General features: G+C 69.7%; 35 protein-coding genes. 4 read left to right on the top strand and 31 right to left on the bottom strand.

Annotated features, from left to right (window positions below; translation table 11 throughout):
• Window positions 1–48 precede the first annotated feature (48 nt).
• The 31 genes from DQ392_RS08745 to DQ392_RS08885 all read right to left on the bottom strand — a co-directional run bounded on the left by DQ392_RS08745 (window position 49) and on the right by DQ392_RS08885 (window position 14,239).
• Complete coding sequence (locus tag DQ392_RS08745) at window positions 49–396, bottom strand: HIT family protein (RefSeq protein ID WP_114014952.1); 348 nt, start codon at window positions 394–396, stop codon at window positions 49–51.
• A complete protein-coding gene (locus DQ392_RS08750; RefSeq protein WP_114014953.1) occupies window positions 393–779 on the bottom strand; it encodes an SLOG family protein in 387 nt (128 codons plus the stop codon). The genes DQ392_RS08745 and DQ392_RS08750 overlap by 4 nt, the downstream gene beginning before the upstream one ends.
• The gene (locus DQ392_RS08755; RefSeq protein WP_114014954.1) at window positions 776–985 is read right to left on the bottom strand and encodes a hypothetical protein; all 210 of its coding nucleotides are present in this window, start codon (window positions 983–985) and stop codon (window positions 776–778) included. The genes DQ392_RS08750 and DQ392_RS08755 overlap by 4 nt, the downstream gene beginning before the upstream one ends.
• Window positions 982–1,161, bottom strand: coding sequence for a hypothetical protein (locus DQ392_RS08760; RefSeq protein ID WP_114014955.1), 180 nt, complete (start codon window positions 1,159–1,161; stop codon window positions 982–984). The genes DQ392_RS08755 and DQ392_RS08760 overlap by 4 nt, the downstream gene beginning before the upstream one ends.
• Window positions 1,158–1,745 carry a hypothetical protein gene (locus DQ392_RS08765; RefSeq protein WP_147266504.1) on the bottom strand — a complete coding sequence of 196 codons (588 nt, stop codon included), beginning with the start codon at window positions 1,743–1,745 and terminating at the stop codon, window positions 1,158–1,160. The genes DQ392_RS08760 and DQ392_RS08765 overlap by 4 nt, the downstream gene beginning before the upstream one ends.
• Window positions 1,742–2,104 carry a response regulator transcription factor gene (locus DQ392_RS08770; RefSeq protein ID WP_114014957.1) on the bottom strand — a complete coding sequence of 121 codons (363 nt, stop codon included), beginning with the start codon at window positions 2,102–2,104 and terminating at the stop codon, window positions 1,742–1,744. Before DQ392_RS08770 ends, DQ392_RS08765 begins: the two co-directional genes overlap by 4 nt.
• On the bottom strand, window positions 2,104–2,307 hold the full coding sequence (locus DQ392_RS08775) for a hypothetical protein (RefSeq protein ID WP_114014958.1): 204 nt from the start codon (window positions 2,305–2,307) through the stop codon (window positions 2,104–2,106). The genes DQ392_RS08770 and DQ392_RS08775 overlap by 1 nt, the downstream gene beginning before the upstream one ends.
• Window positions 2,304–3,704 (bottom strand): replicative DNA helicase, encoded by a 1,401-nt coding sequence (locus tag DQ392_RS08780; RefSeq protein ID WP_114014959.1) that lies wholly within the window; start codon window positions 3,702–3,704, stop codon window positions 2,304–2,306. Before DQ392_RS08780 ends, DQ392_RS08775 begins: the two co-directional genes overlap by 4 nt.
• Window positions 3,701–4,321 carry a P-loop NTPase family protein gene (locus DQ392_RS08785; protein WP_114014960.1) on the bottom strand — a complete coding sequence of 207 codons (621 nt, stop codon included), beginning with the start codon at window positions 4,319–4,321 and terminating at the stop codon, window positions 3,701–3,703. Before DQ392_RS08785 ends, DQ392_RS08780 begins: the two co-directional genes overlap by 4 nt.
• Window positions 4,302–5,255: a hypothetical protein gene (locus DQ392_RS34030; protein WP_147266505.1), complete on the bottom strand. Its 954-nt coding sequence runs from the start codon at window positions 5,253–5,255 to the stop codon at window positions 4,302–4,304. The genes DQ392_RS08785 and DQ392_RS34030 overlap by 20 nt, the downstream gene beginning before the upstream one ends.
• Before the next feature lie 36 nt (window positions 5,256–5,291).
• Window positions 5,292–5,558, bottom strand: a complete 267-nt coding sequence (locus DQ392_RS34790; protein ID WP_220182601.1) for a WhiB family transcriptional regulator — start codon at window positions 5,556–5,558, stop codon at window positions 5,292–5,294.
• On the bottom strand, window positions 5,555–6,409 hold the full coding sequence (locus DQ392_RS34795; RefSeq protein WP_220182602.1) for a hypothetical protein: 855 nt from the start codon (window positions 6,407–6,409) through the stop codon (window positions 5,555–5,557). The genes DQ392_RS34790 and DQ392_RS34795 overlap by 4 nt, the downstream gene beginning before the upstream one ends.
• 100 nt (window positions 6,410–6,509) lie before the next feature.
• Window positions 6,510–7,328 (bottom strand): DNA adenine methylase, encoded by an 819-nt coding sequence (locus DQ392_RS08800; RefSeq protein WP_114014962.1) that lies wholly within the window; start codon window positions 7,326–7,328, stop codon window positions 6,510–6,512.
• Window positions 7,325–7,699 (bottom strand): hypothetical protein, encoded by a 375-nt coding sequence (locus DQ392_RS08805; protein ID WP_114014963.1) that lies wholly within the window; start codon window positions 7,697–7,699, stop codon window positions 7,325–7,327. The genes DQ392_RS08800 and DQ392_RS08805 overlap by 4 nt, the downstream gene beginning before the upstream one ends.
• Window positions 7,696–8,103 carry a hypothetical protein gene (locus tag DQ392_RS08810; RefSeq protein ID WP_114014964.1) on the bottom strand — a complete coding sequence of 136 codons (408 nt, stop codon included), beginning with the start codon at window positions 8,101–8,103 and terminating at the stop codon, window positions 7,696–7,698. Before DQ392_RS08810 ends, DQ392_RS08805 begins: the two co-directional genes overlap by 4 nt.
• Before the next feature lie 57 nt (window positions 8,104–8,160).
• Complete coding sequence (locus DQ392_RS08815; protein ID WP_114014965.1) at window positions 8,161–8,952, bottom strand: recombinase RecT; 792 nt, start codon at window positions 8,950–8,952, stop codon at window positions 8,161–8,163.
• The gene (locus tag DQ392_RS08820) at window positions 8,949–9,839 is read right to left on the bottom strand and encodes a YqaJ viral recombinase family nuclease (RefSeq protein ID WP_114014966.1); all 891 of its coding nucleotides are present in this window, start codon (window positions 9,837–9,839) and stop codon (window positions 8,949–8,951) included. Before DQ392_RS08820 ends, DQ392_RS08815 begins: the two co-directional genes overlap by 4 nt.
• Window positions 9,839–10,078: a hypothetical protein gene (locus tag DQ392_RS08825; RefSeq protein ID WP_114014967.1), complete on the bottom strand. Its 240-nt coding sequence runs from the start codon at window positions 10,076–10,078 to the stop codon at window positions 9,839–9,841. The genes DQ392_RS08820 and DQ392_RS08825 overlap by 1 nt, the downstream gene beginning before the upstream one ends.
• Window positions 10,079–10,189: 111 nt before the next feature.
• Complete coding sequence (locus tag DQ392_RS08830) at window positions 10,190–10,462, bottom strand: hypothetical protein (RefSeq protein WP_114014968.1); 273 nt, start codon at window positions 10,460–10,462, stop codon at window positions 10,190–10,192.
• On the bottom strand, window positions 10,459–10,680 hold the full coding sequence (locus tag DQ392_RS08835; protein ID WP_114014969.1) for a phiSA1p31-related protein: 222 nt from the start codon (window positions 10,678–10,680) through the stop codon (window positions 10,459–10,461). Before DQ392_RS08835 ends, DQ392_RS08830 begins: the two co-directional genes overlap by 4 nt.
• The gene (locus DQ392_RS08840; protein WP_114014970.1) at window positions 10,677–11,051 is read right to left on the bottom strand and encodes a hypothetical protein; all 375 of its coding nucleotides are present in this window, start codon (window positions 11,049–11,051) and stop codon (window positions 10,677–10,679) included. Before DQ392_RS08840 ends, DQ392_RS08835 begins: the two co-directional genes overlap by 4 nt.
• Window positions 11,048–11,389 (bottom strand): hypothetical protein, encoded by a 342-nt coding sequence (locus DQ392_RS08845; protein ID WP_114014971.1) that lies wholly within the window; start codon window positions 11,387–11,389, stop codon window positions 11,048–11,050. Before DQ392_RS08845 ends, DQ392_RS08840 begins: the two co-directional genes overlap by 4 nt.
• A complete protein-coding gene (locus tag DQ392_RS08850; RefSeq protein WP_114014972.1) occupies window positions 11,386–11,700 on the bottom strand; it encodes a hypothetical protein in 315 nt (104 codons plus the stop codon). The genes DQ392_RS08845 and DQ392_RS08850 overlap by 4 nt, the downstream gene beginning before the upstream one ends.
• Window positions 11,697–11,852 carry a hypothetical protein gene (locus DQ392_RS34375; RefSeq protein ID WP_181856335.1) on the bottom strand — a complete coding sequence of 52 codons (156 nt, stop codon included), beginning with the start codon at window positions 11,850–11,852 and terminating at the stop codon, window positions 11,697–11,699. Before DQ392_RS34375 ends, DQ392_RS08850 begins: the two co-directional genes overlap by 4 nt.
• The gene (locus DQ392_RS08855) at window positions 11,849–12,088 is read right to left on the bottom strand and encodes a hypothetical protein (RefSeq protein ID WP_114014973.1); all 240 of its coding nucleotides are present in this window, start codon (window positions 12,086–12,088) and stop codon (window positions 11,849–11,851) included. Before DQ392_RS08855 ends, DQ392_RS34375 begins: the two co-directional genes overlap by 4 nt.
• Window positions 12,085–12,507, bottom strand: a complete 423-nt coding sequence (locus DQ392_RS08860; protein ID WP_114014974.1) for a hypothetical protein — start codon at window positions 12,505–12,507, stop codon at window positions 12,085–12,087. Before DQ392_RS08860 ends, DQ392_RS08855 begins: the two co-directional genes overlap by 4 nt.
• Window positions 12,504–12,857, bottom strand: a complete 354-nt coding sequence (locus DQ392_RS08865; RefSeq protein ID WP_114014975.1) for a hypothetical protein — start codon at window positions 12,855–12,857, stop codon at window positions 12,504–12,506. The genes DQ392_RS08860 and DQ392_RS08865 overlap by 4 nt, the downstream gene beginning before the upstream one ends.
• On the bottom strand, window positions 12,854–13,150 hold the full coding sequence (locus DQ392_RS08870) for a hypothetical protein (RefSeq protein WP_114014976.1): 297 nt from the start codon (window positions 13,148–13,150) through the stop codon (window positions 12,854–12,856). The genes DQ392_RS08865 and DQ392_RS08870 overlap by 4 nt, the downstream gene beginning before the upstream one ends.
• Window positions 13,147–13,635 carry a hypothetical protein gene (locus DQ392_RS08875; RefSeq protein WP_114014977.1) on the bottom strand — a complete coding sequence of 163 codons (489 nt, stop codon included), beginning with the start codon at window positions 13,633–13,635 and terminating at the stop codon, window positions 13,147–13,149. The genes DQ392_RS08870 and DQ392_RS08875 overlap by 4 nt, the downstream gene beginning before the upstream one ends.
• A gap of 91 nt (window positions 13,636–13,726) precedes the next feature.
• The gene (locus tag DQ392_RS08880; RefSeq protein ID WP_147266506.1) at window positions 13,727–14,008 is read right to left on the bottom strand and encodes a hypothetical protein; all 282 of its coding nucleotides are present in this window, start codon (window positions 14,006–14,008) and stop codon (window positions 13,727–13,729) included.
• 6 nt (window positions 14,009–14,014) lie between these two features.
• Window positions 14,015–14,239, bottom strand: coding sequence for a helix-turn-helix domain-containing protein (locus tag DQ392_RS08885; RefSeq protein WP_114014979.1), 225 nt, complete (start codon window positions 14,237–14,239; stop codon window positions 14,015–14,017).
• Between the two features lie 154 nt (window positions 14,240–14,393).
• Here DQ392_RS08885 and DQ392_RS08890 point away from each other — a divergent pair, with 154 nt between their 5' ends.
• The 4 genes from DQ392_RS08890 to DQ392_RS08905 all read left to right on the top strand — a co-directional run bounded on the left by DQ392_RS08890 (window position 14,394) and on the right by DQ392_RS08905 (window position 18,934).
• Window positions 14,394–14,834, top strand: a complete 441-nt coding sequence (locus DQ392_RS08890; protein ID WP_181856336.1) for a helix-turn-helix domain-containing protein — start codon at window positions 14,394–14,396, stop codon at window positions 14,832–14,834.
• Window positions 14,835–15,249: 415 nt separating this feature from the next.
• Complete coding sequence (locus tag DQ392_RS08895; protein WP_114014981.1) at window positions 15,250–16,524, top strand: site-specific integrase; 1,275 nt, start codon at window positions 15,250–15,252, stop codon at window positions 16,522–16,524.
• A gap of 47 nt (window positions 16,525–16,571) precedes the next feature.
• On the top strand, window positions 16,572–17,336 hold the full coding sequence (locus tag DQ392_RS08900; protein WP_181856337.1) for a bestrophin-like domain: 765 nt from the start codon (window positions 16,572–16,574) through the stop codon (window positions 17,334–17,336).
• Between the two features lie 140 nt (window positions 17,337–17,476).
• The gene (locus tag DQ392_RS08905; RefSeq protein ID WP_114014982.1) at window positions 17,477–18,934 is read left to right on the top strand and encodes an acyl-CoA synthetase; all 1,458 of its coding nucleotides are present in this window, start codon (window positions 17,477–17,479) and stop codon (window positions 18,932–18,934) included.
• Window positions 18,935–18,961 lie beyond the last annotated feature (27 nt).

Below are 18,961 nucleotides of genomic sequence, written 5' to 3' on the forward strand. Positions count from 1 at the left end.
CGCGCGGGGTGCGGGCTGGGGGCCCGGCCATGGGGCGGCCGGGCGGGGTCAGGCGGCTTGTCCGGTCCAGGGCAGTGCGAGGCCGTCGCCGGGGGCGCGGGGTACTAGATGTCGGTGCAGGTGGAAGACGGTCTGCGTGGCGGCGCCGCCTTTGCTGGTGATCTCGTTGGCGGCGGTGAGGCCCAGGTCGCGGGCGAGTTCGGCGGTGCGCTGGGCGGTGAGGCCGGTGACCACGGGGTCGTCGGTGAAGTCGGGGACATGGGTGCGGGGGATGACGAGGAGGTGGCCCAGCGTGACCGGGTTGAGCGGGACGACGGCGAGCGTGTCGGGCCACTCGCGGACGATGTCGGCGGGAGCGTGACCGGCGGCGATCTCGCAGAACGGGCACGGGCTCACGGCTGCTCCCGGATGGTGAAACGGCGGGTGGGGATTCCGGCGGCTTCGGCGAGTCCGGCGGTGTGGCTGGCGCCGCGGCTGCCGTTGTGGATGAAGGCGAGGCAGAGGTCGGCGCCGCGGCGCACCATGAGCTGGTTGCGGATAGGGCCTGCTGCGCGGCCGTGGGTGGCCCAGTCGGCGGGGTGTACCTCGGTGGCAACTGCGTGGCCTTGCGCCCAGTTGTGCGCCACCTGGTCGGCACCCTTGGGGCAGCCGCCGTGAACGATGACGAGGGTTCGGCCGGCTGGTGTGGTGTCCCTGGCCTGGTTGAGGGCGTGCCAGGTGACAAGTTCGGCGGTCCAACTGCGGCTGCCGGTGACAAGAACGCGGTAGGTGTCGTTCACGGCTGCTCCTTGGTCCAGGTGTTGCGGCGGATGCGTTCGGTCTTGAGGGCTGCGAGGTTCATCCGGGCGAGGAGGGCTGTGGCTTCGCGGTGCCGGGCGCGGGCCTGCCGGAGGGCGGCTTTGGTGCGGCGCTGGTTGCGCACGAAGGCGGTGGTGGCGGCAGCGATGGTGACCGCGTTGACCGCGAGGATGATCCAGCCGTTCACGGCTGCTCCTCCCCCGCGGGCTGCTGGTTGCGCCGCTCGCGTGCGCGTTCGGCGCGGGTGCTGGCTCGGTCGCAGGCGAATCGGTCGCCGCACTGCGGGCGGTTGTCCCACCAGGCGACGGGTTTGCGGGGCGGCTCACCGCACCACTGGCAGACGAGGTGCTTGGCACGGCTCACGGCTGCTCCTTGATGGCTCGGACGGTGTCGCAGGGCCAGGCGACGAGTTGGGCGGGCCAGGTGCCGTCGCCGCCCCAGCCAGAGCAGTGGCCGCAGATGTCGCTCGTCGTGAACCGCTGCGGCTGGTGCATGGCGCGGACGGCTGCGAGCTGGCTTTCCAGGGCGACGGCCAGGCGACGGGCACGGTCCCGCTCGTCGCGGAGGCGTGCGTTCTCCCGCTGCGCTGCGTCGAGCTGTGATGCCATGCTCGGGTAGCGGGCACGGTCACCAGCGGCACGCGTCAGGCGAGCGTTCTGCTCCGCCGTTTGATCTTCCCTGTACCGAGCCTCGGACAGGAGCCGGTACAGGGCGTGCTGCTCGGCATCCGCCACAACCATGGCTGCGTCGGCGGCACAGATCACCGCGTCGTCGTCGGGCCGTCCGAACGTGTCGCGCGCAATCGCTGCCGCGTACCGCTCGCGTCGCTGTGTGCCCGTCTGCGGGCCGTTCGCGCCGTTCGGTGGACACGGAGTCGCCGGGCCACCTGTACGTCCGTCCTGCGGGCGCGTGGGCCCCGTGCCGGGGGTGTTGGGGGTGTCGGTCATGCGGCTGTCTCCTTGGGTGTGGTCGCTTCGGGGCCCGTGCGGGGGGCTGTGCGCCCGCGTGACGCCGTTTCGGGTGCCGGGTGGACTCGGGGTGCGGGTGCCGCCTGCGGGGCGCTCTGGTGGCCGTGTGGCGGCTCGATGTCGGCGGGGGTGATCAAACCCTGGGTCATGGCGACCGCCACCAGATGCGCCCGAGACCGGGCCCCCAGCGCACGGGCCGCCGTGTTGAGCCGCAGATGGATACCGGTCTCCGTCGTGCCGAGCCGGCGGGCGATCTGCCCCGCCGTCAGCCCATTCGCCGCCAGACGCAGCGCCTGCAACTGGCCCGGGGTGAGGCGGCCGTCCAAGACGCGGGGCATCAGGCGGCCTCCTCGAGGGCGGGCGGGGGCGGGAGGACGCGGCCGGGGACAACAGCCCAAGTGCAGGTCCAGATGTGGCGGCAGGCCCGGCACCGGTAGGCGGCGGTGAGGCTGCCGCGGGCCGTGATGCCGTTCGTGGGAGCGGTCGGGCCTGCCAGGCAGCGAGGGCAGGCGTCGGCGTACAGCGGGTTCGGGTCGGTCATGCAGCCACCTCCGGGGTGGAGCCCGGTGTCCAGGCCATGTCGACGAAGCGGCTGTAGTGGGGCTGGGCGGCGGCTGTGATCGTGGTTCGGTGGCCGCCGCGGTGCTTGTCGAGGATCAGGTCGACCTCGCCAGCCCGCGGCGACTCGGGTTCGTGCATGTCCTGCCGGTGCAGCAGGATGACCATGTCGGCGTCCTGCTCGATGGCGCCGGACTCCCGCAGGTCGGAGATCTCGGGGCGCTTGTCGGCGCGCTGCATGGGACCGCGGTTGAGCTGGCACAGGACCACGACGACGATGCCGAACTCTTTGGCGATGAGCTTCAGCTCGCGGGACATGGTGGCGACGGCGACCTGCCGGGACTCGGCCTTGGGCGCCTGCATGAGCTGCAGGTAGTCGACGACGACCATGCGCAGGCCCTGGGTGCGGGCCATGGTGCGGATCTGGTTGCGCAGGGAGGGGATGGTGACGCCGACGCTGTCGTCGATCCACAGCGGGGCGGCGGCGATCTGTTCGCGGGCAGTGGCGAGCTTCTGCACTTCCCGGCTGGAGCACACACCGCCGGTCAGGTTGTGGTGGGCGACGCCCGATTCGGCGGCGACGACCAGGTCGGTGATCTCCTCTACGCCCATCTCGAGGGTCTTGAACAGAACCGGCAGGCCGCCCTTGATGGCTGCTGCCCGGGCGAGGCCGGTGCCGAAGAGGGTCTTGCCGACGCCGGGCCGTGCGCCGACGACGACCATGCGGCCGGGGCGGAGGCCGCCGTTGGTGCAGGAGTCGAGGTCGGCGAAGCCGGTGGGGATACGGTCGCCGGTCTTCGGTGGGGTGACGGCGCGTTCGAGGGCGTCGTCGACGAGGTCGCCGACCCGTTTGGCGCCGGTGTTGTCGCCGTGGGTGCGGAGGATGCCGTCGAAGGCGGCTTGGAGGTCGGCGAGGTCGGCGTTCTCGTCGAACGCGGCGTTCATGCCGGCCTGCTGGACTTTGAGGCCGAAGTCGACGAGGCGGGAGGCGGTGGCCTTCTGGGCGACCTGCTCGGCGAAGTAGCCGGCGGACGCGGGCATGGCCTCGCTGTACAGCATCTGCAATTCGCCGGCGTCGAAAGGCACGCCGGGGATGCGACCTTCGGCGCGCATCTTCAGCAGCCGCTTGTGCACGGCGTGCGGGGCGATCCGGTCCTGGATGTCCTGGCGGAGCTCGTCGACGGCGTACCAGATCTGGGCGTACCGGGGGTCGGAGAAGTCGACGGGGTCGACGGTGCCGTCGAGTTCGTCGATCAGCTCCGGCCGCTCCATGATCGAGGCGGCGACGGTGCGTTCGGCTTCCAGGTCTCGGGGGCGGGTCCACACGGTCTGCCCGTCGGTGGCCAGTTCGGTCAGCTCGTCGGTCCACAGGTCGGTCATGCGGCACCTGCCAGGCGTCGGTCGGCGCCGCGCATCAGGTGGATGCCGCCGCGGCACATCTCGGCGAGACGGGAAGCGACACGCTCGCCGACGACGTCAGCGAGCCTGCCCGGCAGCACGTCGCAGGTGATCAGCAACGGGCGCTGCTTGGTGTACCGCTCGTCGAAAATCTCGTACAGGCGTTCCTGGGTCCAACCGGACGGGGAGACGCGGGCGGCGGCGAGGTCGTCGAGGTACAGCAGCCCGCAGGCCTGTGCGGCCTGGGTGACGGCCCGCGGGTTGTCGCCCTCAGGGCGGAGGGCGTCGAACAGCTGCGTGGACCGCCAGGTCTGCACGGTGGGGCTGCCCGGACGCCCGTGGCGGTGCTGGTTGTCGAGCCAGCGGCGAGCAGTGTGCCAAGCGGCGTGGGTCTTACCGACACCGATGATGCCGGTGAGGAACAGGCTTGCGGGGGCGCCGTCGGCACCGTCAGCCCACTGGGCGGCCTCTGCGGGCAGGTCGATGGCCTGCCGGTAGAGGGCGGGGATGCGGTCGTCGAAGCGGGCCAGGGCGTGGCGGCGGCGCTCGTCGAGCCACTGCTGCTGGGGGGTGAGGTCGTCACCCGAAACGGAGTGCACGCTCGATCTCCTCTTCGCTCATGCTGTCGATGTCGTTCTGGGATGCGCCGTTGACGGCGCGCAGGGCGGGCTTGCCGTTGGGTTGGGGCGCGTAGTCGTCCTCGTAGCGGCGTTCGCGGAGCCAGTTCGCGGAGTGCTTGATGAAGCGCCACTCCTCGCCGGCCTTTTCGCGGGCGTATGCCTGCGCGGCGGCGGTGATCTGCTGGGGGTCGGCGCCATTGGTGATCGCGGTGCGCCACTCGGTGAGGGTCTTCTCGCGGTCGCGGCTCTTCGGGTAGACGAGCCAGAAGGCGCCGAAGGCTTCGAGGTCGACGGCTGTAGAAGAAGAAGTCTTCTTCCCCGTGTTCTCACCGTGTTCTGTATTTGACGTACCAGCGTGTGGTACGTCGGTGCGACCTGCGTAGATGCCTGTTTTTGCAGGTGGGGCCGACGTGCCACCGTCTGGCACGTCGGTGTGAGCAGGGCGAACGCTCGTTTCCCCTGGTCGCGCCGACGTACCACCGTGTGGCACGTCGGCGGGGGGCTCCGACGTACCAGCGTGTGGTACGTCGGTGTGACCTGCGGTTTTCTGCGTTTCTGCACTTCGGCCCGACGTACCAGCGTGTGGTACGTCGGTGTGACCTGCCGGAACGTCCCCGAGAGTAAGAACGGTGGTGTACTTGCCGCCCTTCAAGACCTCTCGGCTGGACGTCAGGTAGCCGCACTCCTTGAGCTCTGCGAAGGCTGCGCGGAAGGCTCGGCGGCCGGGGCTGTTCTTGCCGTGCTTTTCGACGGACGCGCGCCACAGGTCATCGGCCGTGGCGTCCCATCCGTCGGGCCGGCTGAGGAGGTCGACGAGGATCCCGCGGGCCATGTGGCTCAGCCGCTCGTCGCGCACGCTGGCGTTGGGGACCTGCAGGAAGTCCTTCGTCAGCCGGGAGTGCCGAATCCTCACGATGCCTCTTCTCAGCAATGCGTACTGCGGTCTGGACTACGCGGCGGTGGTGCGGGTGGGGTCGAGGGCGAGGCGTTCGCTGGGGCTGAGGCCGCCGGCGATGCCGTGGCGCCGGTCCATGGGCCATCCGGCTTCCGTTTGGAGCACGTCTTCGCGGCACTGGGCGCGGACGTAGCACCGCGCGTTGCAGATCCATTTGGCGAGGTCGGCGTCGGCTTTCGCCGGGCCGCTGTTGCCGACGGGGTACCAGAAGTCAGGCTCGTCGGCGCAGATCGCCTTGGCCTTCCAGTCGCTGGTGTTCACGCCGCCTCCTGCCGTGTGCGGGGCTGTCCGGGGACGCGGTAGCCGGCGAGCTGGGCGCGGACGTAGGCCTCGGTGACGCCGACCCGTGTGGCGATCTCCCGGTGGGGGATGCCGAACCGGCCGAGGTGCGCGATGTCGGCGGCGCGGGCGGCGGCGAGCTGGCTGGCCGTGAACTGGTCGGCGCCGGTCTCGCGGTCGGGCTGGGCGGCGGGGTCGTCGATGTTGTCGTCCCAGGCGAGGGGCCCGCACCAGCCGCGGGTGGCGGCCTTGCGGCGCGCTGCAGTTATCTGGTTGCCCGGTACGCCGTCGGTGGCGGGGTCCAGTCGGCATAGTTGCCGGTAGGTGGTTTCCACGCGCTGAGCTGTGCGGCGGGTGACGTGCTTGGCGCGGGCGAGTTCGGCGACGGGGCGCTGGTGGATCCCCGCATGGCGGGCGATGTGGCTGAATGGCCAGCCGATGGCGACGAGGGCCTGGAGGCGGCGTCGGGTTCCGGTGGCGTCGATGGTGCGGTGCTCGGAGGGCCGCATGTCGCTGGCCTTGGTGTCGAGCACGCGGTGGGCGGTGTCTGTGCGGAGGGTTTTGCTGGGGCCGTAGAGGATGCGTTGGAGAGTCGCGGTGTCGGTGTTGGCGGCTGCGGCGATGCTGGTGATGGTGTAGCCGGCGGCGACCAGGTTGGAGACGTGCTCGCGGGCGGCCTGGATGTTGGTGAGGGGCTGCCAGGTGCCGTAGCCGCGGAGTCGGTAGCGGGTGCGTTCGTAGTCGCGGTAGTTGCTGTGGCAGGGCTCGCAGTCGCACCCGTAGTGCTTGTGCCGGGACAGGGTGCCGTGCGGCGGGAGGGTCTTGATGGTCACGGCCGGGTCTCCTTCCTGGCGTGTCGGATGGCGGTGGCGAGTGCGAGGCCGGTGGGGATAGAAGTGGCGGTCCAGGCGGCGAGGAGAGTGAGGACGGTCGTCATGCCGAGACCTCCGCAAACAGGTCGTACTGGCCGGCCAGGGCCCGGTTGGACCACACAACCTCGGTGCGGTCCTTCGCGGTCTTCGCGTTGCCGGTCATGGTCTGCTGCGTGTACCGGTGCCACCCGGCGTACAACTCGTCGTAGAGCGGGCTGTCGTAGCCGGACAGCACCACTGCGGCTCGACAGTTGTGCAGTGCAGCCGCCAGCTCCCGGTGGTCGGTCTCGTTGCGCATCTCGTATCGGTAGTTGCTGAACGGCCGGGTAGTGCCGAGGTAGGGCGGGTCGACGTACAGCAGGACGTCCTTCGCGGTGCCGTACTTGCCGACGATGTCCAGCGCAGGCAGGCACTCCAGGGACACGGCGGACAGGCGCTCCGCAGCTGCGGCGAGCCGGTCGACGTAGGCAGCCATGTAGCCCGGCATGCCGATCGTGGATCCGGCGGGGTCGATGTAGTGGCGCCACCCGGTCTGCCGCAGAGTGCCGGACCTTCCCTGGGCGAGCCGGGACCAGGTCCGCCGAGCAGCCTCCACTTCGTCGGAGACGGGCTCGTGGCTGACTGCGAGCTCGGTGCGGGAGTGCGGCGTCAGCGCGCATGCCCGCACCAGTTCGGTGGGCCGGTCCCGCAAGACCCGCCACATCCTCATCAACTCGCCGTCGAGGTCGTTGACGGTCTCCATCGCGGCCGGAGGCTTCGCCAGCAGGACGGACAAACCCCCGCAGAACGGTTCGACGTAGTGCTGGTGCTTGGGCAGCAGCGACACGATCCATTTCGCGATACGGGCCTTGCCGCCGAAGTACGGCGTCGGCGGCTTCATGCGGCGGCCCTCCCCTGCTGTCGGGGCCGACGGAGGCCAGCTATCTGGCGGCCTTTGGTGGAGAGTTGCCAGACAGCGATGGGGTGTCCGTGGGTGGTGGGCTGGGTGGAGGGCACGTAGCGCCCGGTGTGCTGGATGAGGCCGCTGGCGCGCAACGCGTTGAAGGCGGCGCCGAGGTGCCCGTGGGCGAGTTCGGGCAGGAGGTCGCGCATGTCGTTGGCGGAGAACTCGTGCTGTTGGAGGCCGAGCATCCAGACGGCCTGTTCGACGAGGAACCGGTCCCAGTCGCTGGTGCGGGCGGCGATGGCGGCGAGGGTGGCGTCGCGGTCCGTGGCGGCCAGACGCTCAGCCGGAGAGAGGCGGCGGGTCATCGGGCCGTCCTCTCGTAGCCGAGGGCTGCGATGTGGACTCCGGGCACGGCGGGTTCGATGGCGTGGCGGCGACCGTCGGCGGTGGTGACGATGAACGTGAGCGTGGCGTCCGCTTCGCGTCCTTCGGAGTAGCAGCGGGAGACTTCGGTGACCTCGGCTTCGAGGGTCACCCGCACACGGCGCCCTCGACGGGCGAGGGATCGAAGCCGTGCGTCCTCGTCCGTGACCGGCCGCAGCCGGCTCGGGACGGCGGTCATCTGTGTGATGTGGGTGGGCCGCAGCGTGTAGATCGGACGAGGGCACTTGCAGGCGGGGGTGAACAGTTCGGGCTCGACCTTGTATGCGGCTCGGCAGCGCCCGCAGTACCAGGCATTGCAGGTGGCCTCGGTCGTGGGAGTGGTCATTCGTGGTTTCCTTTCGGTGGGGCCGCCCCTGTTTCGGGCAGGGGCGGCCCGAGGCGGTTACTGGGTGGGGGTGTCGTCGACGAGTTCGCCGTCGATGACTTCGCCGGTGTCGGGGTCGACCTGCTCGGGTGCGGGCGGTGCCGGGGTGGTGGGCGGCGTGGGCTCGTTGGCGACTTCGCGGGCGGCGCGGAGCTGTTCGCGGCGCCACTCGTTGGAGGTGGGCACCCAGGGTTCGAGGCGCTTGGCGACGGTCTTGAGGACCATCTGCTCTTCCCACTTCATCCATGGGGAGGTCGCCCTGTCGGAGCCCTTGGACTCCTTCTTGACCTTGTCGATGTAGGCGCGGTTGATGACGGCGACGCGGCTGGTGGAGCCGTCCTTGAAGATGGCGTAGGCGTAGGCGCCGACGATGGGCCCGCGGTCGCCGAACCAGTCGACTCGGTGGCGGGGCTTGTCCATGTCGGGCTGGTAGTCGAAGTCGTCGCCCTGGCAGACGACCTCGGCCTTGACAGAGGCGATGGCGCCGGCGCGGTACATGCGCTCGACGACGCCGCGGTAGCCCTCGATGCCTTGGACTTCGCCGCCGAACGGTACGAGGTAGAAGGATTCGGTTCCGGGTTCGTGGCCGAGGCGGGCGCAGTCGAGGAGGGCGGTCATCAGCGAGCCGGGGTTGCGTTCGGCGGCCTGGGCGAGGTTCTTGTCGCGGCGGAGGACGCCTTGGGCGAGGCGCACCCAGGTATCGGGCTTCACGTGGTCCGGGAGGACGGTGGAGAAGTCGGCCTTGTACTGCTGGACCATGGCGCCCGGCGAGTTGTCGCGCTTGGCAACGGCGTTGGAGATCTGGCTCATGCTGCATCCTTCTGCTGGTAGGGGGTGAGGGAGTGGGTGCGGCCGGCGCGGACGGTGCGGTAGGCGATGCGGGTTCCGTCGGGTGTGATGGCGCGGTAGCCGCCGCCGATGAGGTCGAGGACCTGTGCGGCGGCCTGCCGCTTGGCGGCGTCGGCGGTCTTGGCGTCGCGGACGGCGGCGAGGTAGCGGTCGGCGAGGTCGGTGGGGATCTCGACATCTAGGTCGTCGCGGCCCTCGGGCTGGGCTTTGACCGTCTGGTAGGTGGCGGTGGAGTCGTCGATCGCGGGGCGGACACCGCGGCGCACGTCGTCGAGGAACTGTTCGGCCGCCTCGCGCATGACCTTCGCGTCGGTCTCGTCGAACCAGACGGTGTACTCGCGGTAGTCGGAGCCGCCGATCAGCACGGCGAAGTCGGTGCGCTCGTAGCCGAGGACGTCCATCTGCTGGATGACCTGGCAGCGGTAGTAGACGGGCACCTCGCCCGTGCCGTGCGCGCCCCAGCCGTCCGCTGTGGCGGTCGTCTTGACCTCGACGAGCCGGTCGTCGGCGATGCGGTCGGGGGTGGCGCGCTGCCACTCCCGCTCGGCGTGCCGCCACGTGCCGGTCTCGGCGAGGGTCAGCTCGGGGTGCTCGTCGGCGTACTTGGCGGCGACGGCGGCTTCCAGGCGGATGCCCCACTCCATGGCCGGGTTCGTCTCGAACGGGGCCGTGGGCATGCCGGACTTCTTGTGCCAGAGGGAGAACCTGCTCTGCCACGGTGAGAGGCCGAGGACCGCGGCGATCTCGGTGGCGGTCACGGTGAGCCCTGCGCGGGCCTGCTCCCACTCCGGTGTGCCGGGCGTGTACGTGCCGAGGAGGATCCCGGCCGGCGCGGTCGCGGTGCCCATCAGAACGGCACCTCCAGCGTTTCGCGGCGCTTGCGGGGTGCGAGGGGGATGCGGAGGCCGTGGTCGGGGTTCCAGCAGTCGCACAGTTCGTAGGTGGGCTCGGGGACTGGGCCGGCTGTGACCGCTTCGTAGCCGCCGTCGCCGCGGCACTGGCGGCAGTTCGGGTGGGGTCCGCGGTGGATGCGGAGTACGCGGGCGTACAGGTCGACGGTCCAGCGGCCGAGGGTGATCGAGCGCATGTCGTCTCCTTTCTGGGTGTGCTGGGTGGGGGCCACCGCGGTGCGGTGTCCCTGCGGGGTGGTTGGTGGCCCGCGCCGACAGCCCTTGGTCATCCGCCGGCGCGGGACGAATCAGGCGGCGGCTGCGTGCTCGCAGTTGCCGGTGAAGCAGGGCCGGACTGTGGTCTGCCACTGCTCCTTGGTGACCAGCTCGTGCCGGTATCCCTGGCGGAGTTCGCGTTCCCGGTCGCGCTGGCGGCTGGTGAACTCCTTGTGGGCCTGCTCCGGGCTTGCGGCGTGCTCCCCCATCAGCGAACCGACTGCGCAGCCGCTCGGGGCGTAGCGGACCCAGAAGACGCGGTTCAGCGGGTGCGTCTGTCCTTCGATCTCGACGAGGAGCTTCATGCGTCCCCCTTGGGAAGTTCAAGGTTCACGGTCATGGGCAGCGCCCGACGGGGTCGGCTGCCGCCGTGGAGTCGCGTGTGCTGGTGCGCCTTCTGTTCGCGGACGACGGCTTCGCGGGCTCCGTTGTGGATGCCGGTCCAGGTCCAGTGGGTGCCGAACACGTCCGCGTGCGGTATGCCCAGGTCGAACACGGTGCCGTCGTGGAGGTAGGTGGTCATGGCTGGTCACCCGCCTCGGCGTCGTCGGTCATGCGGCGAATGAAAATGCCCGGCCCGGTGTCGACACCATCGGCGTGGCGCTCGATCAGCTCGTGCTGCTGGTCGTAGCCGTCCCACGGCCGGTCGGGCACCCACTCCAGGCGGCCGGTCACCTCGGCCTGCGACTGCATCCATGCTTCGCCCGCGCCCTTCGCGGCGGCCTCGCTGTTGGTGTAGCCGATCAGGTAGTCGGAGACGTTGCCGGGCTCGTACATCACCTCCCACGGAGGGATGACCTCCCGGGCCACCTCGGCGCGGTAGGCGTCGAGGAGGGTACTGACAGCCACCCCGCTCCTGTCCCACAGGTTCTCGATCGATTCGCGGGCGCTCATCGCGGCTCACCCCCGTCCATGGCGTCGTCCCACTCCGGCCAGTCGGTGGCCAGGTCAGGCCGTCGCCGGGCCCACGTCTCAGCCGCCTCCTGGTAGCCCTTGCGTAGCCAGTCGCTGTCCGGATGTTCGGCGGCTTCTTCGAGCCACCGGGTTCGCGACGAGTGGTAGGCGCGCTCGGAGACGTCGTAGCCGGATGCCGGGTCGATGTCGGCCAGTGCCACGCCCCGGGCGATGCAGATCGCGGTCCGGGCGTCGGCGATACTGGTGCGCCGGTCGGGTCCTGCCGGTGTGGTGAGCAGCCGGACGCAGGCGTGGCGGACGCCGGTGCGGGCGGTCACCGGCCCTCACCCCGCTCGGCGTCGTCGGCCCTCTGCGCCATGCGTTCTGCTGCGTACATCTGTCCGCGCTCGTGCTCCGAGCGTTCGCGGGTGATCGGCGTCGCGATCTCGCGCAGCCAGGCGGCTTCGGCGCGCAGCACCTCGGCGCGGGTGGGGCGGGCCGCCAGCTCGGCGCGCAGGCGCTCGACCTCAGCGACGAGGTCGCCCAACGCCCGGCCGATCACCGCAGCGGCGCGCTCCGGCATCAGCGCCAGCAGATCCAGCGACCGGACCTCGGCGAGCCGCTCGGGGGTCATCGGCGTCTCGTTCATGCGGCTCCTCCTGCGGTCCAGGCGAGGTCGCCGCGTGCTGTGGCCCGGTTGGGGGCGTGGTGGGTGCGGTTGTGGGTCCAGGCGCGGCGGGTGGTCCAGGTGCCGCCGCTGTCGCGGATCGCGGCGAGGAGGGCGGTGCGGCGGCGGTTCACTGCGCACCGCCCGTCTCGGCGGTCATGGCGCTCCAGCAGTGGGTGCAGTGACGGTCACCACACGGCTCGCCTGCCGCGTGAGCGTCGCTGATGCGGTGCAACTCGGCGCGGATCGCTGAGTCCTTGACGATCCCGCCAGCGATCCACCAGGCGAGCTTCCACCTGTCGACGCTGACGTTGATCTCCTGCGCGATCAGATGACGGAGACGGTCGTCGGATGGCGGATAGGTGCTCACTGGACTCCACCCCGCTCGGTGTCGTCGCAGGTGCAGTCCGGGGAGGCGGGGACGCGGCACGGTGCCGGGTGGGCGGGGTGCCCGGTCTCGGTGGCTGCCGTCTCGACGCGGGCCCGGTCGTCGGCTCGCTCGGCGGCGTCGGCCATGCGGCGGGCACGCTGCTCGGCGGAGTAGAGGCCAGCGGCGTGACGATGATCGGGTTCGACGCTCTGCATCAGCGCCAGTTCGTCGGCGACCTGTCGGTACGCCTCGGCGCGGGTGGGGCGGGCCGCCAGCTCGGCGCGCAGGCGCTCGACCTCAGCGACGAGGTCGCCCAACGCCCGGCCGATCACCGCAGCGGCGCGCTCCGGCATCAGCGCCAGCAGATCCAGCGACCGGACCTCGGCGAGCCGCTCGGGGGTCATCGGCGTCTCGTTCATGCGGCTCCTCCTGCGGTCCAGGCGAGGTAGTCGGCGGGGGTGTGGCACGCCTCGGGGTGGGTGATCGCGAGGCCTGCGAAGAGGAGATCGAATGCGGCGTCCTCGTCGCTGAGAAGGTGCTTCTGCTCGGCGAGTTGGCCGTCGTCCTCGGCGGGTGCGGCCCTGTCGTAGCACTGGGGGCAAAGTCCGCTGATCCGCCATTCGCGGGCGGCCACCTCGGTGGGCAGGTCGCCGTCGGTGAGGGACCGGCCGCAGCCGATCGGCGGCAGCAGGCAGCGGGCGCCGTCCACGGCGGCCTGCGGGGTGTCGCCACCGGACAGGTGGGCGAGGAGCGCGGGGATCGTCGTCACGACTGCTCACCCCTCTCGGTGGCGTACCGTGCGCGGGTGTCGCGGTCGGCGCGTGTGGCGGACCAGAACGTGTAGAACAGCTCGCCGAGGGCGGCGTCCTTCTCGTGGCCGGGCAGCGCGTCGAACGCGATGTGGCCGATCTCCTCGACGTCGAACCCGCCGGGCCGGGTCTCGTGAAGCAGGTCGGCGGCCTCTTCCCACGCCGCCTGAAACGCCGTGAGGACCGGCAGGTGCGCCGTGATGCGGTCGAACTCGTCCGGCTCGAACGGGGAGAACGGGGAGGGCATCGTCATCGCACACCGCCCGTCCGCAGCGCGTCGATCGCGGCGATGACGTCGGAGACGGCCCGGTTGTAGGCGCGGTCCTCTTCGGTACGCGTGTCGTCCGTCAGGTACTCGCCGCGGGCCGCCTCGATGGCCTTGGCTAGGGTTGTGCTGCGCGCCTGCTCCGGGCTCGTCGGGTCCGCATAGACGGAGTGAGGGGTACGGCTGGCAAGGCTCTGGTGAAGCTGGTACCGGGCTCCGAGCGCTTCCACGCCAGGGTCCGCAACCTCCGTGATGAGCATGTTGAGGCTGTCGAGCGCCCGGTTCGCGGCGATGTTCAACTTCGTGAGCTGCTCGCGGAGCTTGTCGTTCTCTTCGCTGAGCCGCCCACGCTCGTCGTCGCAGGCATTCCACACTGCGGTGACAACTTCCTCGGGGAGCCTGATGAGTGTGTCCTCGACGGCACTCTCCAGGGCTTCACGGAACCGATCGGTGTTCTGGGATGATGTGGACACGGTCCACTCCTGTTCTTGTAGAGGTTGCGGGGGTGGATCAGGCTCCTGCTGCCGGTGTGTCAGAGCCCGGCGGTGGGGGCCGCTTTGCCGCTCAGGCGGCGGCAGTCGCCGGACGAGCCACGGTCGGCTTGCGGGTACGCGGCTTGCTGCGGCGCCAGCGGGCGGGCTGACGGTGCATGGCGCGGATCTCGGCACGTTGCTGGCGGCTGAACCAGAGGGCCTTGCCGTACCGGTCGTGAGGGAAGCCGTAGTGGTTCGCTCCGTCGCGGAGCCACCGGACGCCGCAGCCGATGTCGGCGGCTGCGTCTTCGAGCTTCAGAAAGTCGTCGTGCTCCTCAGCGGTGGGGGTCGCCTTGGGGGTGGACATCGTCACCTCTCTTCACTCCTGCACAAGTAGTCGGTTGTCGGTCACGGTGAGTGACTTGCGTAGTGCGTGGTACGTGGCCGGTCTCATTCGTGTGCGGACCCCGGTCTCCAGGCGACTCAGGTAGCTGGCGGTTATTCCGGCGGCGTCGGCGACTTGCTGCAGGCCGAGGCCCTGGTCCATGCGTTCGGTGCGGAGAGCCGACCCGCTCACCTGGTAGGTGGCTGGGGGTCTTTCCATGAAGAGAATCTAGCCCCTTCTAGCCCCGTGTTCCAGCAGTACGCGGCAGTAACTTGCCTTTTCTTGCCTTTTCTTGCCCTGGAGTGCCTGGTCGGTTCTGGCCATAGCTCTCTGTTCCTAGCCGTACCTGGCACTTCCTGGGATGATGGCCGTCATGCCCTCCACCGCAGACCAGGCCGCCCTCACGCGGCTCGCCGACCTTGTGGCCAGGCGCCGCACCGAGCTCGGCCTGACACAGATCGCCACAGCCCGCGAAGCCGGGCTCACCAAGACCACTTACCGGCAGGTCGAAGCCGGTCACTCCGTGCGGGACAGCACCTACGGCAAGCTGGAACCCGCCCTCGGGTGGGCGGCCGGCTCGTGCTCGGAGGTCCTCCAAGGTGGCGACCCCGTCGTGATCTCCCCCAGCGTGAACGGCGCCGTCGTCACCTCCGTGGCCGTGGAGAACCTGGACGACAACGACGTCGGCCAAGCCGTGCAGAACGCCGCAATCGCCGTCACTGACCTGCCTGCGCCCGACATTCGCAAGCTGACGCAGCGCGTACTCGAAGAGCTACGCCGCGCAGGCAAACTGCCTGAAATTGATGAAGATTGACCGCTTCTGACGTACAACCATCCGCCATCATCGGATTGTTAGCGATTCAGCTACATCAACAGCCCCAAACCCGGTCACACGCATCGTTGAACGTGGCACTATCGAGTGTCTTGGGAGGTTCCCTCCACTCCGAGGAAGGGGAGCCGTATGCACGATGTGATCACCGCTGACCTTGGACCCGAGTTCTACGGGTTCCACGGCCAGGTAGATGGCAAGATCGTGTGTGTAGTGACGCCGACTGTCGAGACCGACGCCGATGCCCGTCGCATCGTCCGAGACCTCGTCAAGCGTCAAGGAGGAAACTGCGCCAGCTGCCGAGCCTGCGTCATAGGCCGACTGATGTAGCGCAGTTGTCGCGGAGCCCGCGCGGTAGGGGTGCCTGCCGGGCTCCCGCGCACCATCCAGAAGGACACACATGCCTTACGTGGAGTGGCGCGGCAACTCGATCCGCGTCAAGTGGTGGGCCGGCGAGTACCTGCCCAGCGGCAAAAAGAAGTACGAGTCCGCGAGCGGACCAGAACGCGGAGTCCGATTCAGGAGCGATACCGAGGCCTACGACTACGGCCTCGACCGCGAGCACGACGTGCGGCACGGCACCCACATCGGCCGCACCAACAGGTCCACTCCCACGGATACTTACGCGTGGACCTGGCTCGACGCTCAGGACCTGCGCCCGGAGTCGGTACGGATGTACACGGCCATCATCAAGAACTGGATCGCGCCCTATTGGAAGAGCCAGGGGGTCGGCGACGTCACATCGCTCGAGTACGACGCTTGGAAGAAGTCTCTGACGGGGCACGTGTCGGCCAGTTACGAGTCGAGTATCCTGTCCGTTTTCGGGATGATGATGGAGGATGCGGTCCTCGCCGGGTTCCGAGCCGACTCCCCTGTCGTCAAACGCCGGCGCCGCGGCCGGTACAAGAAGAAGCCGCGGGAAAAGAAGCGCCCCCTTGCTGTGGACACGGTGTACCAGCTCGCCGTCAACGCCCACACCGTCTGGGGCTACACGGGGTGGACGTACATCTGGACGATGGCCTTCACCGGTATGCGCACAGGGGAACTCTGGGGGCTGCGACGTGAGTTCGTCCCTCCGAACTGGCCCGCCTCAGATCCCGACCAGGAGCGTCGGGAGGAGTCCCTGCCGCGCTACGCGGTCATGCCTGCACTCCGGGTGCAGCACCAACACCAGTACGTCGACGGCTATCCCACGTTCACCGGCCCCAAGTACGAGTCGTATCGCACCTTGGTCGTGCCGCCGTTCCTGGCTGACATGCTCAGCGCCCTGACCGCCTCGCACGGTCACGACGTGGTTTTCCCATCACTGAGTGGCGGGTACTTGCTGTCCGCGTGCAACTTCGGCGCGACGTACTGGCATCCGATCAGCCGCGGTGCCCCTGCCCGCGTAGGGCGGAAAGACACCGCGAGGCCTGAGATTCCACCCGTTCCGGCGATGTCTGGCAAAAGGATCTACCTACTGCGTCACGGTCATAAAGAGTGGCTGGAGGAAGACGGCCACAGCGAAACCGCGTCGGAGGCGCGCATGGGGCACGAAGTCGCGGGCGTGAAGGGGCTGTACAGCAACGTCACGCCCGAGATGGAGAAGCGCATCGCCGACACGCTCCAGGAGCGGTGGGAGAAACTGACGGCCACTGGCGTGTGGCTGCCGCAGTTTCCCATCCGTCTCCCATAGCGGGTCTCGCAGGCCGTTCCCACCGCGACAGAACATGGGAGCTGCACGTGTCGGAGTGGGTATATTTGGCAGTGGCCATCGCGGTTACCTGCGGTTTCGCCGTCGGACTCGGATGGATGAGGGGACGCCGGAAGTCCGATTCTGAGGATCCGACCGAGACGCCGGACGTCATCGAATACATGACCATGATGATCGGCGTGGTCTACGCGATCGTGCTGGGTCTGGCCATCGCGGGTGTCTGGGAGGAACGCAACGCGGCCGAGACGACCGTCATCCAGGAGGCGCAGGCGCTGCACGAGGTCCACGAGCGGGTCAGCACGTACCCGGCAGCCGAGCGGGAACGCGTACGGGACGATGTCGAGTCCTACGTGCACTACGCCGTGAAGACCGAGTGGCCGCACATGGTCGAGCACGGTGAACTCACCGACAGAGGCGACCGGATGCTTCGCCGGCTGCGCGCGGACGTCACCGACTACGAACCCGAGACCATGCAGCAGGCGCAGTCGTACCAGGCGGTCGTCGACCAGGTCGCCGAGGCGGACACCGCGCGGAACGCCCGGGGGGACAGTGCCGAGCCGACGATGCCCGGGGTCGTGTGGATCGGCCTGTACGCCGGCGCCATCGTCTCCGTGGGCATGCTCTTCGCCCTCCAGATCCAGCGTTCGGGCAGGGAACTGGTACTGGCCGGCATCTTCAGCGCTCTGATCGCCTTCCTGCTCTTCCTGGTCTGGCACTTCGACGCACCGTTCGCCCGGGGTCTGGAGGAACCCACCCAAGCGTTCACCTCCCTCTTTCCCCACGCGACGGGATGACGGGACGGGGCCCGGCGCACGCGCGCCGGCCCACCGCTCCCCACCCCGTCGGCCCGGCCGGGACCCGGGCAGGCCGCGGGGCCGTGGTCGGGTGAGATGCTGGCCGTACTCAGAGGCGAGCGATCACGAAGGAGTCCCGGGTGTCCTTGCTCTTCCCCGCGCTGCACGCGGCGTCCTCACACACGGCGCTGCGCTTCGGCGAGCGAGCGCTCAGCTACCACCAGCTCTCCGCCGCGGCGAGCGGCCTGGCACTCCGCCTGGAGCCCGGCGCCCCGATGGCCGTCTGGGCGACGCCCAGCATGGAGACGGCTGTCGCGGTGGTCGCCGGGCTGCTCGCCGGAGTGCCCGTCGTACCGGTGAACCCCAAAAGCGGCGAGAGCGAGCTGACGCACATCGTCACCGACAGCGCGCCGGGAATGGTGCTGGCCGAGCCAGGGGCGGAGCTGCCGGAACCGCTCGGATCGCTGCCGCGCGCCGACGTCGACCTGAGCGATGAGGCGGTGTCGGCCGCCCCGGTCCCGCCCACCGAGCCCAACGCGGAAGCGGCCGCGTTCATCGTCTACACCTCCGGCACGACTGGCCCGCCCAAGGGCGTCGTGCTCTCCCGGCGCGCGCTGGCCAGCACTCTGGACGCGCTGGAAGAGGCCTGGGAATGGACGGCGGACGACGTGCTGGTGCACGGTCTGCCGCTGTTCCATGTGCACGGTCTGATCCTCGGCGTGCTCGGTCCGCTGCGCCGTGGCGGCACCCTGCGCCACCTGGAGCGTTTCACCACCGAAGGGGTGGCCAGGGAGTTGGCCGGCGGCGGCACGATGCTGTTCGGCGTCCCGACGATGTACCACCGCCTCGCCGACGCCTGCGCGAGCGACACCGACCTGGTGCGCGCGCTGGCAGGGGCACGGCTGCTGGTGTCCGGGTCGGCCGCGCTGCCCCTGCACGACCACGAGCGGCTGACGGCTGCCACGGGACAGCGGGTGATCGAGCGCTACGGGATGACCGAGACGCTGATGAACACCAGCGTGCGGCCTGGCGGCACCTCCCGGCCCGGCACCGTGGGTCTCCCCCTTCGTGACGTGGACATCCGCCTCATGGACGACTCAGGGGAACGCATTCCCGTGGAGGACACCGAGACGGTGGGCGAGCTCCAGGTACGTGGCCCGCATCTGTTCACCGAGTACCTGGGCCGCCCGGACGCCACGACCGAGGCCTTCGACGGCGGCTGGTTCCGCACCGGCGACATGGCAACGCGGGACGCGGACGGCTCGGTACGCCTCGTCGGCCGGAAGGCCACCGACCTGATCAAGAGCGGCGGTTTCAAGATCGGGGCCGGAGAGATCGAGAACGTGCTGCTGGGCCACCCCGCCGTCGCGGAGGCCGCCGTCACCGGGGAACCGGACGAGGACCTCGGTGAGCGCATCGTCGCCTGGATCGTCCCGGCCTCGCCTCAGCAGCCCCCGCACCAGGGCGAGTTGGCGGACCTGGTCGCCAGTCAGCTGGCGCCGCACAAGCGTCCCCGCGAGGTCCGCTTCCTCGACGCACTGCCGCGCAACGACATGGGCAAAATCCTCAAGAAGGAGCTGCCGGGACAGCAGGGCTGAGGTCCGGCGCCGGGCACCTCGGGGCGG

It is taken from the genome of Streptomyces reniochalinae (genome assembly GCF_003323735.1).
GTDB classification, from domain to species: domain Bacteria; phylum Actinomycetota; class Actinomycetes; order Streptomycetales; family Streptomycetaceae; genus Streptomyces; species Streptomyces reniochalinae.

Excerpts from the sequence above, each read along its gene's own strand:
- DQ392_RS08815 (WP_114014965.1), bottom strand. The coding sequence starts at position 8,952 with ATGAGCCAGATCTCCAACGCCGTTGCCAAGCGCGACAACTCGCCGGGC.
- DQ392_RS08890 (WP_181856336.1), top strand. The coding sequence starts at position 14,394 with ATGCCCTCCACCGCAGACCAGGCCGCCCTCACGCGGCTCGCCGACCTT.
- DQ392_RS08835 (WP_114014969.1), bottom strand. The coding sequence starts at position 10,680 with ATGACCACCTACCTCCACGACGGCACCGTGTTCGACCTGGGCATACCG.
- DQ392_RS08800 (WP_114014962.1), bottom strand. The coding sequence starts at position 7,328 with ATGAAGCCGCCGACGCCGTACTTCGGCGGCAAGGCCCGTATCGCGAAA.
- DQ392_RS08775 (WP_114014958.1), bottom strand. The coding sequence starts at position 2,307 with ATGACCGACCCGAACCCGCTGTACGCCGACGCCTGCCCTCGCTGCCTG.
- DQ392_RS08870 (WP_114014976.1), bottom strand. The coding sequence starts at position 13,150 with ATGACGATGCCCTCCCCGTTCTCCCCGTTCGAGCCGGACGAGTTCGAC.
- DQ392_RS08885 (WP_114014979.1), bottom strand. The coding sequence starts at position 14,239 with ATGGAAAGACCCCCAGCCACCTACCAGGTGAGCGGGTCGGCTCTCCGC.
- DQ392_RS08825 (WP_114014967.1), bottom strand. The coding sequence starts at position 10,078 with ATGCGCTCGATCACCCTCGGCCGCTGGACCGTCGACCTGTACGCCCGC.
- DQ392_RS08765 (WP_147266504.1), bottom strand. The coding sequence starts at position 1,745 with ATGACCGACACCCCCAACACCCCCGGCACGGGGCCCACGCGCCCGCAG.
- DQ392_RS08830 (WP_114014968.1), bottom strand. The coding sequence starts at position 10,462 with ATGAAGCTCCTCGTCGAGATCGAAGGACAGACGCACCCGCTGAACCGC.
- DQ392_RS08860 (WP_114014974.1), bottom strand. The coding sequence starts at position 12,507 with ATGAACGAGACGCCGATGACCCCCGAGCGGCTCGCCGAGGTCCGGTCG.
- DQ392_RS08820 (WP_114014966.1), bottom strand. The coding sequence starts at position 9,839 with ATGGGCACCGCGACCGCGCCGGCCGGGATCCTCCTCGGCACGTACACG.
- DQ392_RS08840 (WP_114014970.1), bottom strand. The coding sequence starts at position 11,051 with ATGAGCGCCCGCGAATCGATCGAGAACCTGTGGGACAGGAGCGGGGTG.
- DQ392_RS08780 (WP_114014959.1), bottom strand. The coding sequence starts at position 3,704 with ATGACCGACCTGTGGACCGACGAGCTGACCGAACTGGCCACCGACGGG.
- DQ392_RS08770 (WP_114014957.1), bottom strand. The coding sequence starts at position 2,104 with ATGCCCCGCGTCTTGGACGGCCGCCTCACCCCGGGCCAGTTGCAGGCG.
- DQ392_RS08810 (WP_114014964.1), bottom strand. The coding sequence starts at position 8,103 with ATGACCACTCCCACGACCGAGGCCACCTGCAATGCCTGGTACTGCGGG.
- DQ392_RS08850 (WP_114014972.1), bottom strand. The coding sequence starts at position 11,700 with ATGAACGAGACGCCGATGACCCCCGAGCGGCTCGCCGAGGTCCGGTCG.
- DQ392_RS08895 (WP_114014981.1), top strand. The coding sequence starts at position 15,250 with ATGCCTTACGTGGAGTGGCGCGGCAACTCGATCCGCGTCAAGTGGTGG.
- DQ392_RS08805 (WP_114014963.1), bottom strand. The coding sequence starts at position 7,699 with ATGACCCGCCGCCTCTCTCCGGCTGAGCGTCTGGCCGCCACGGACCGC.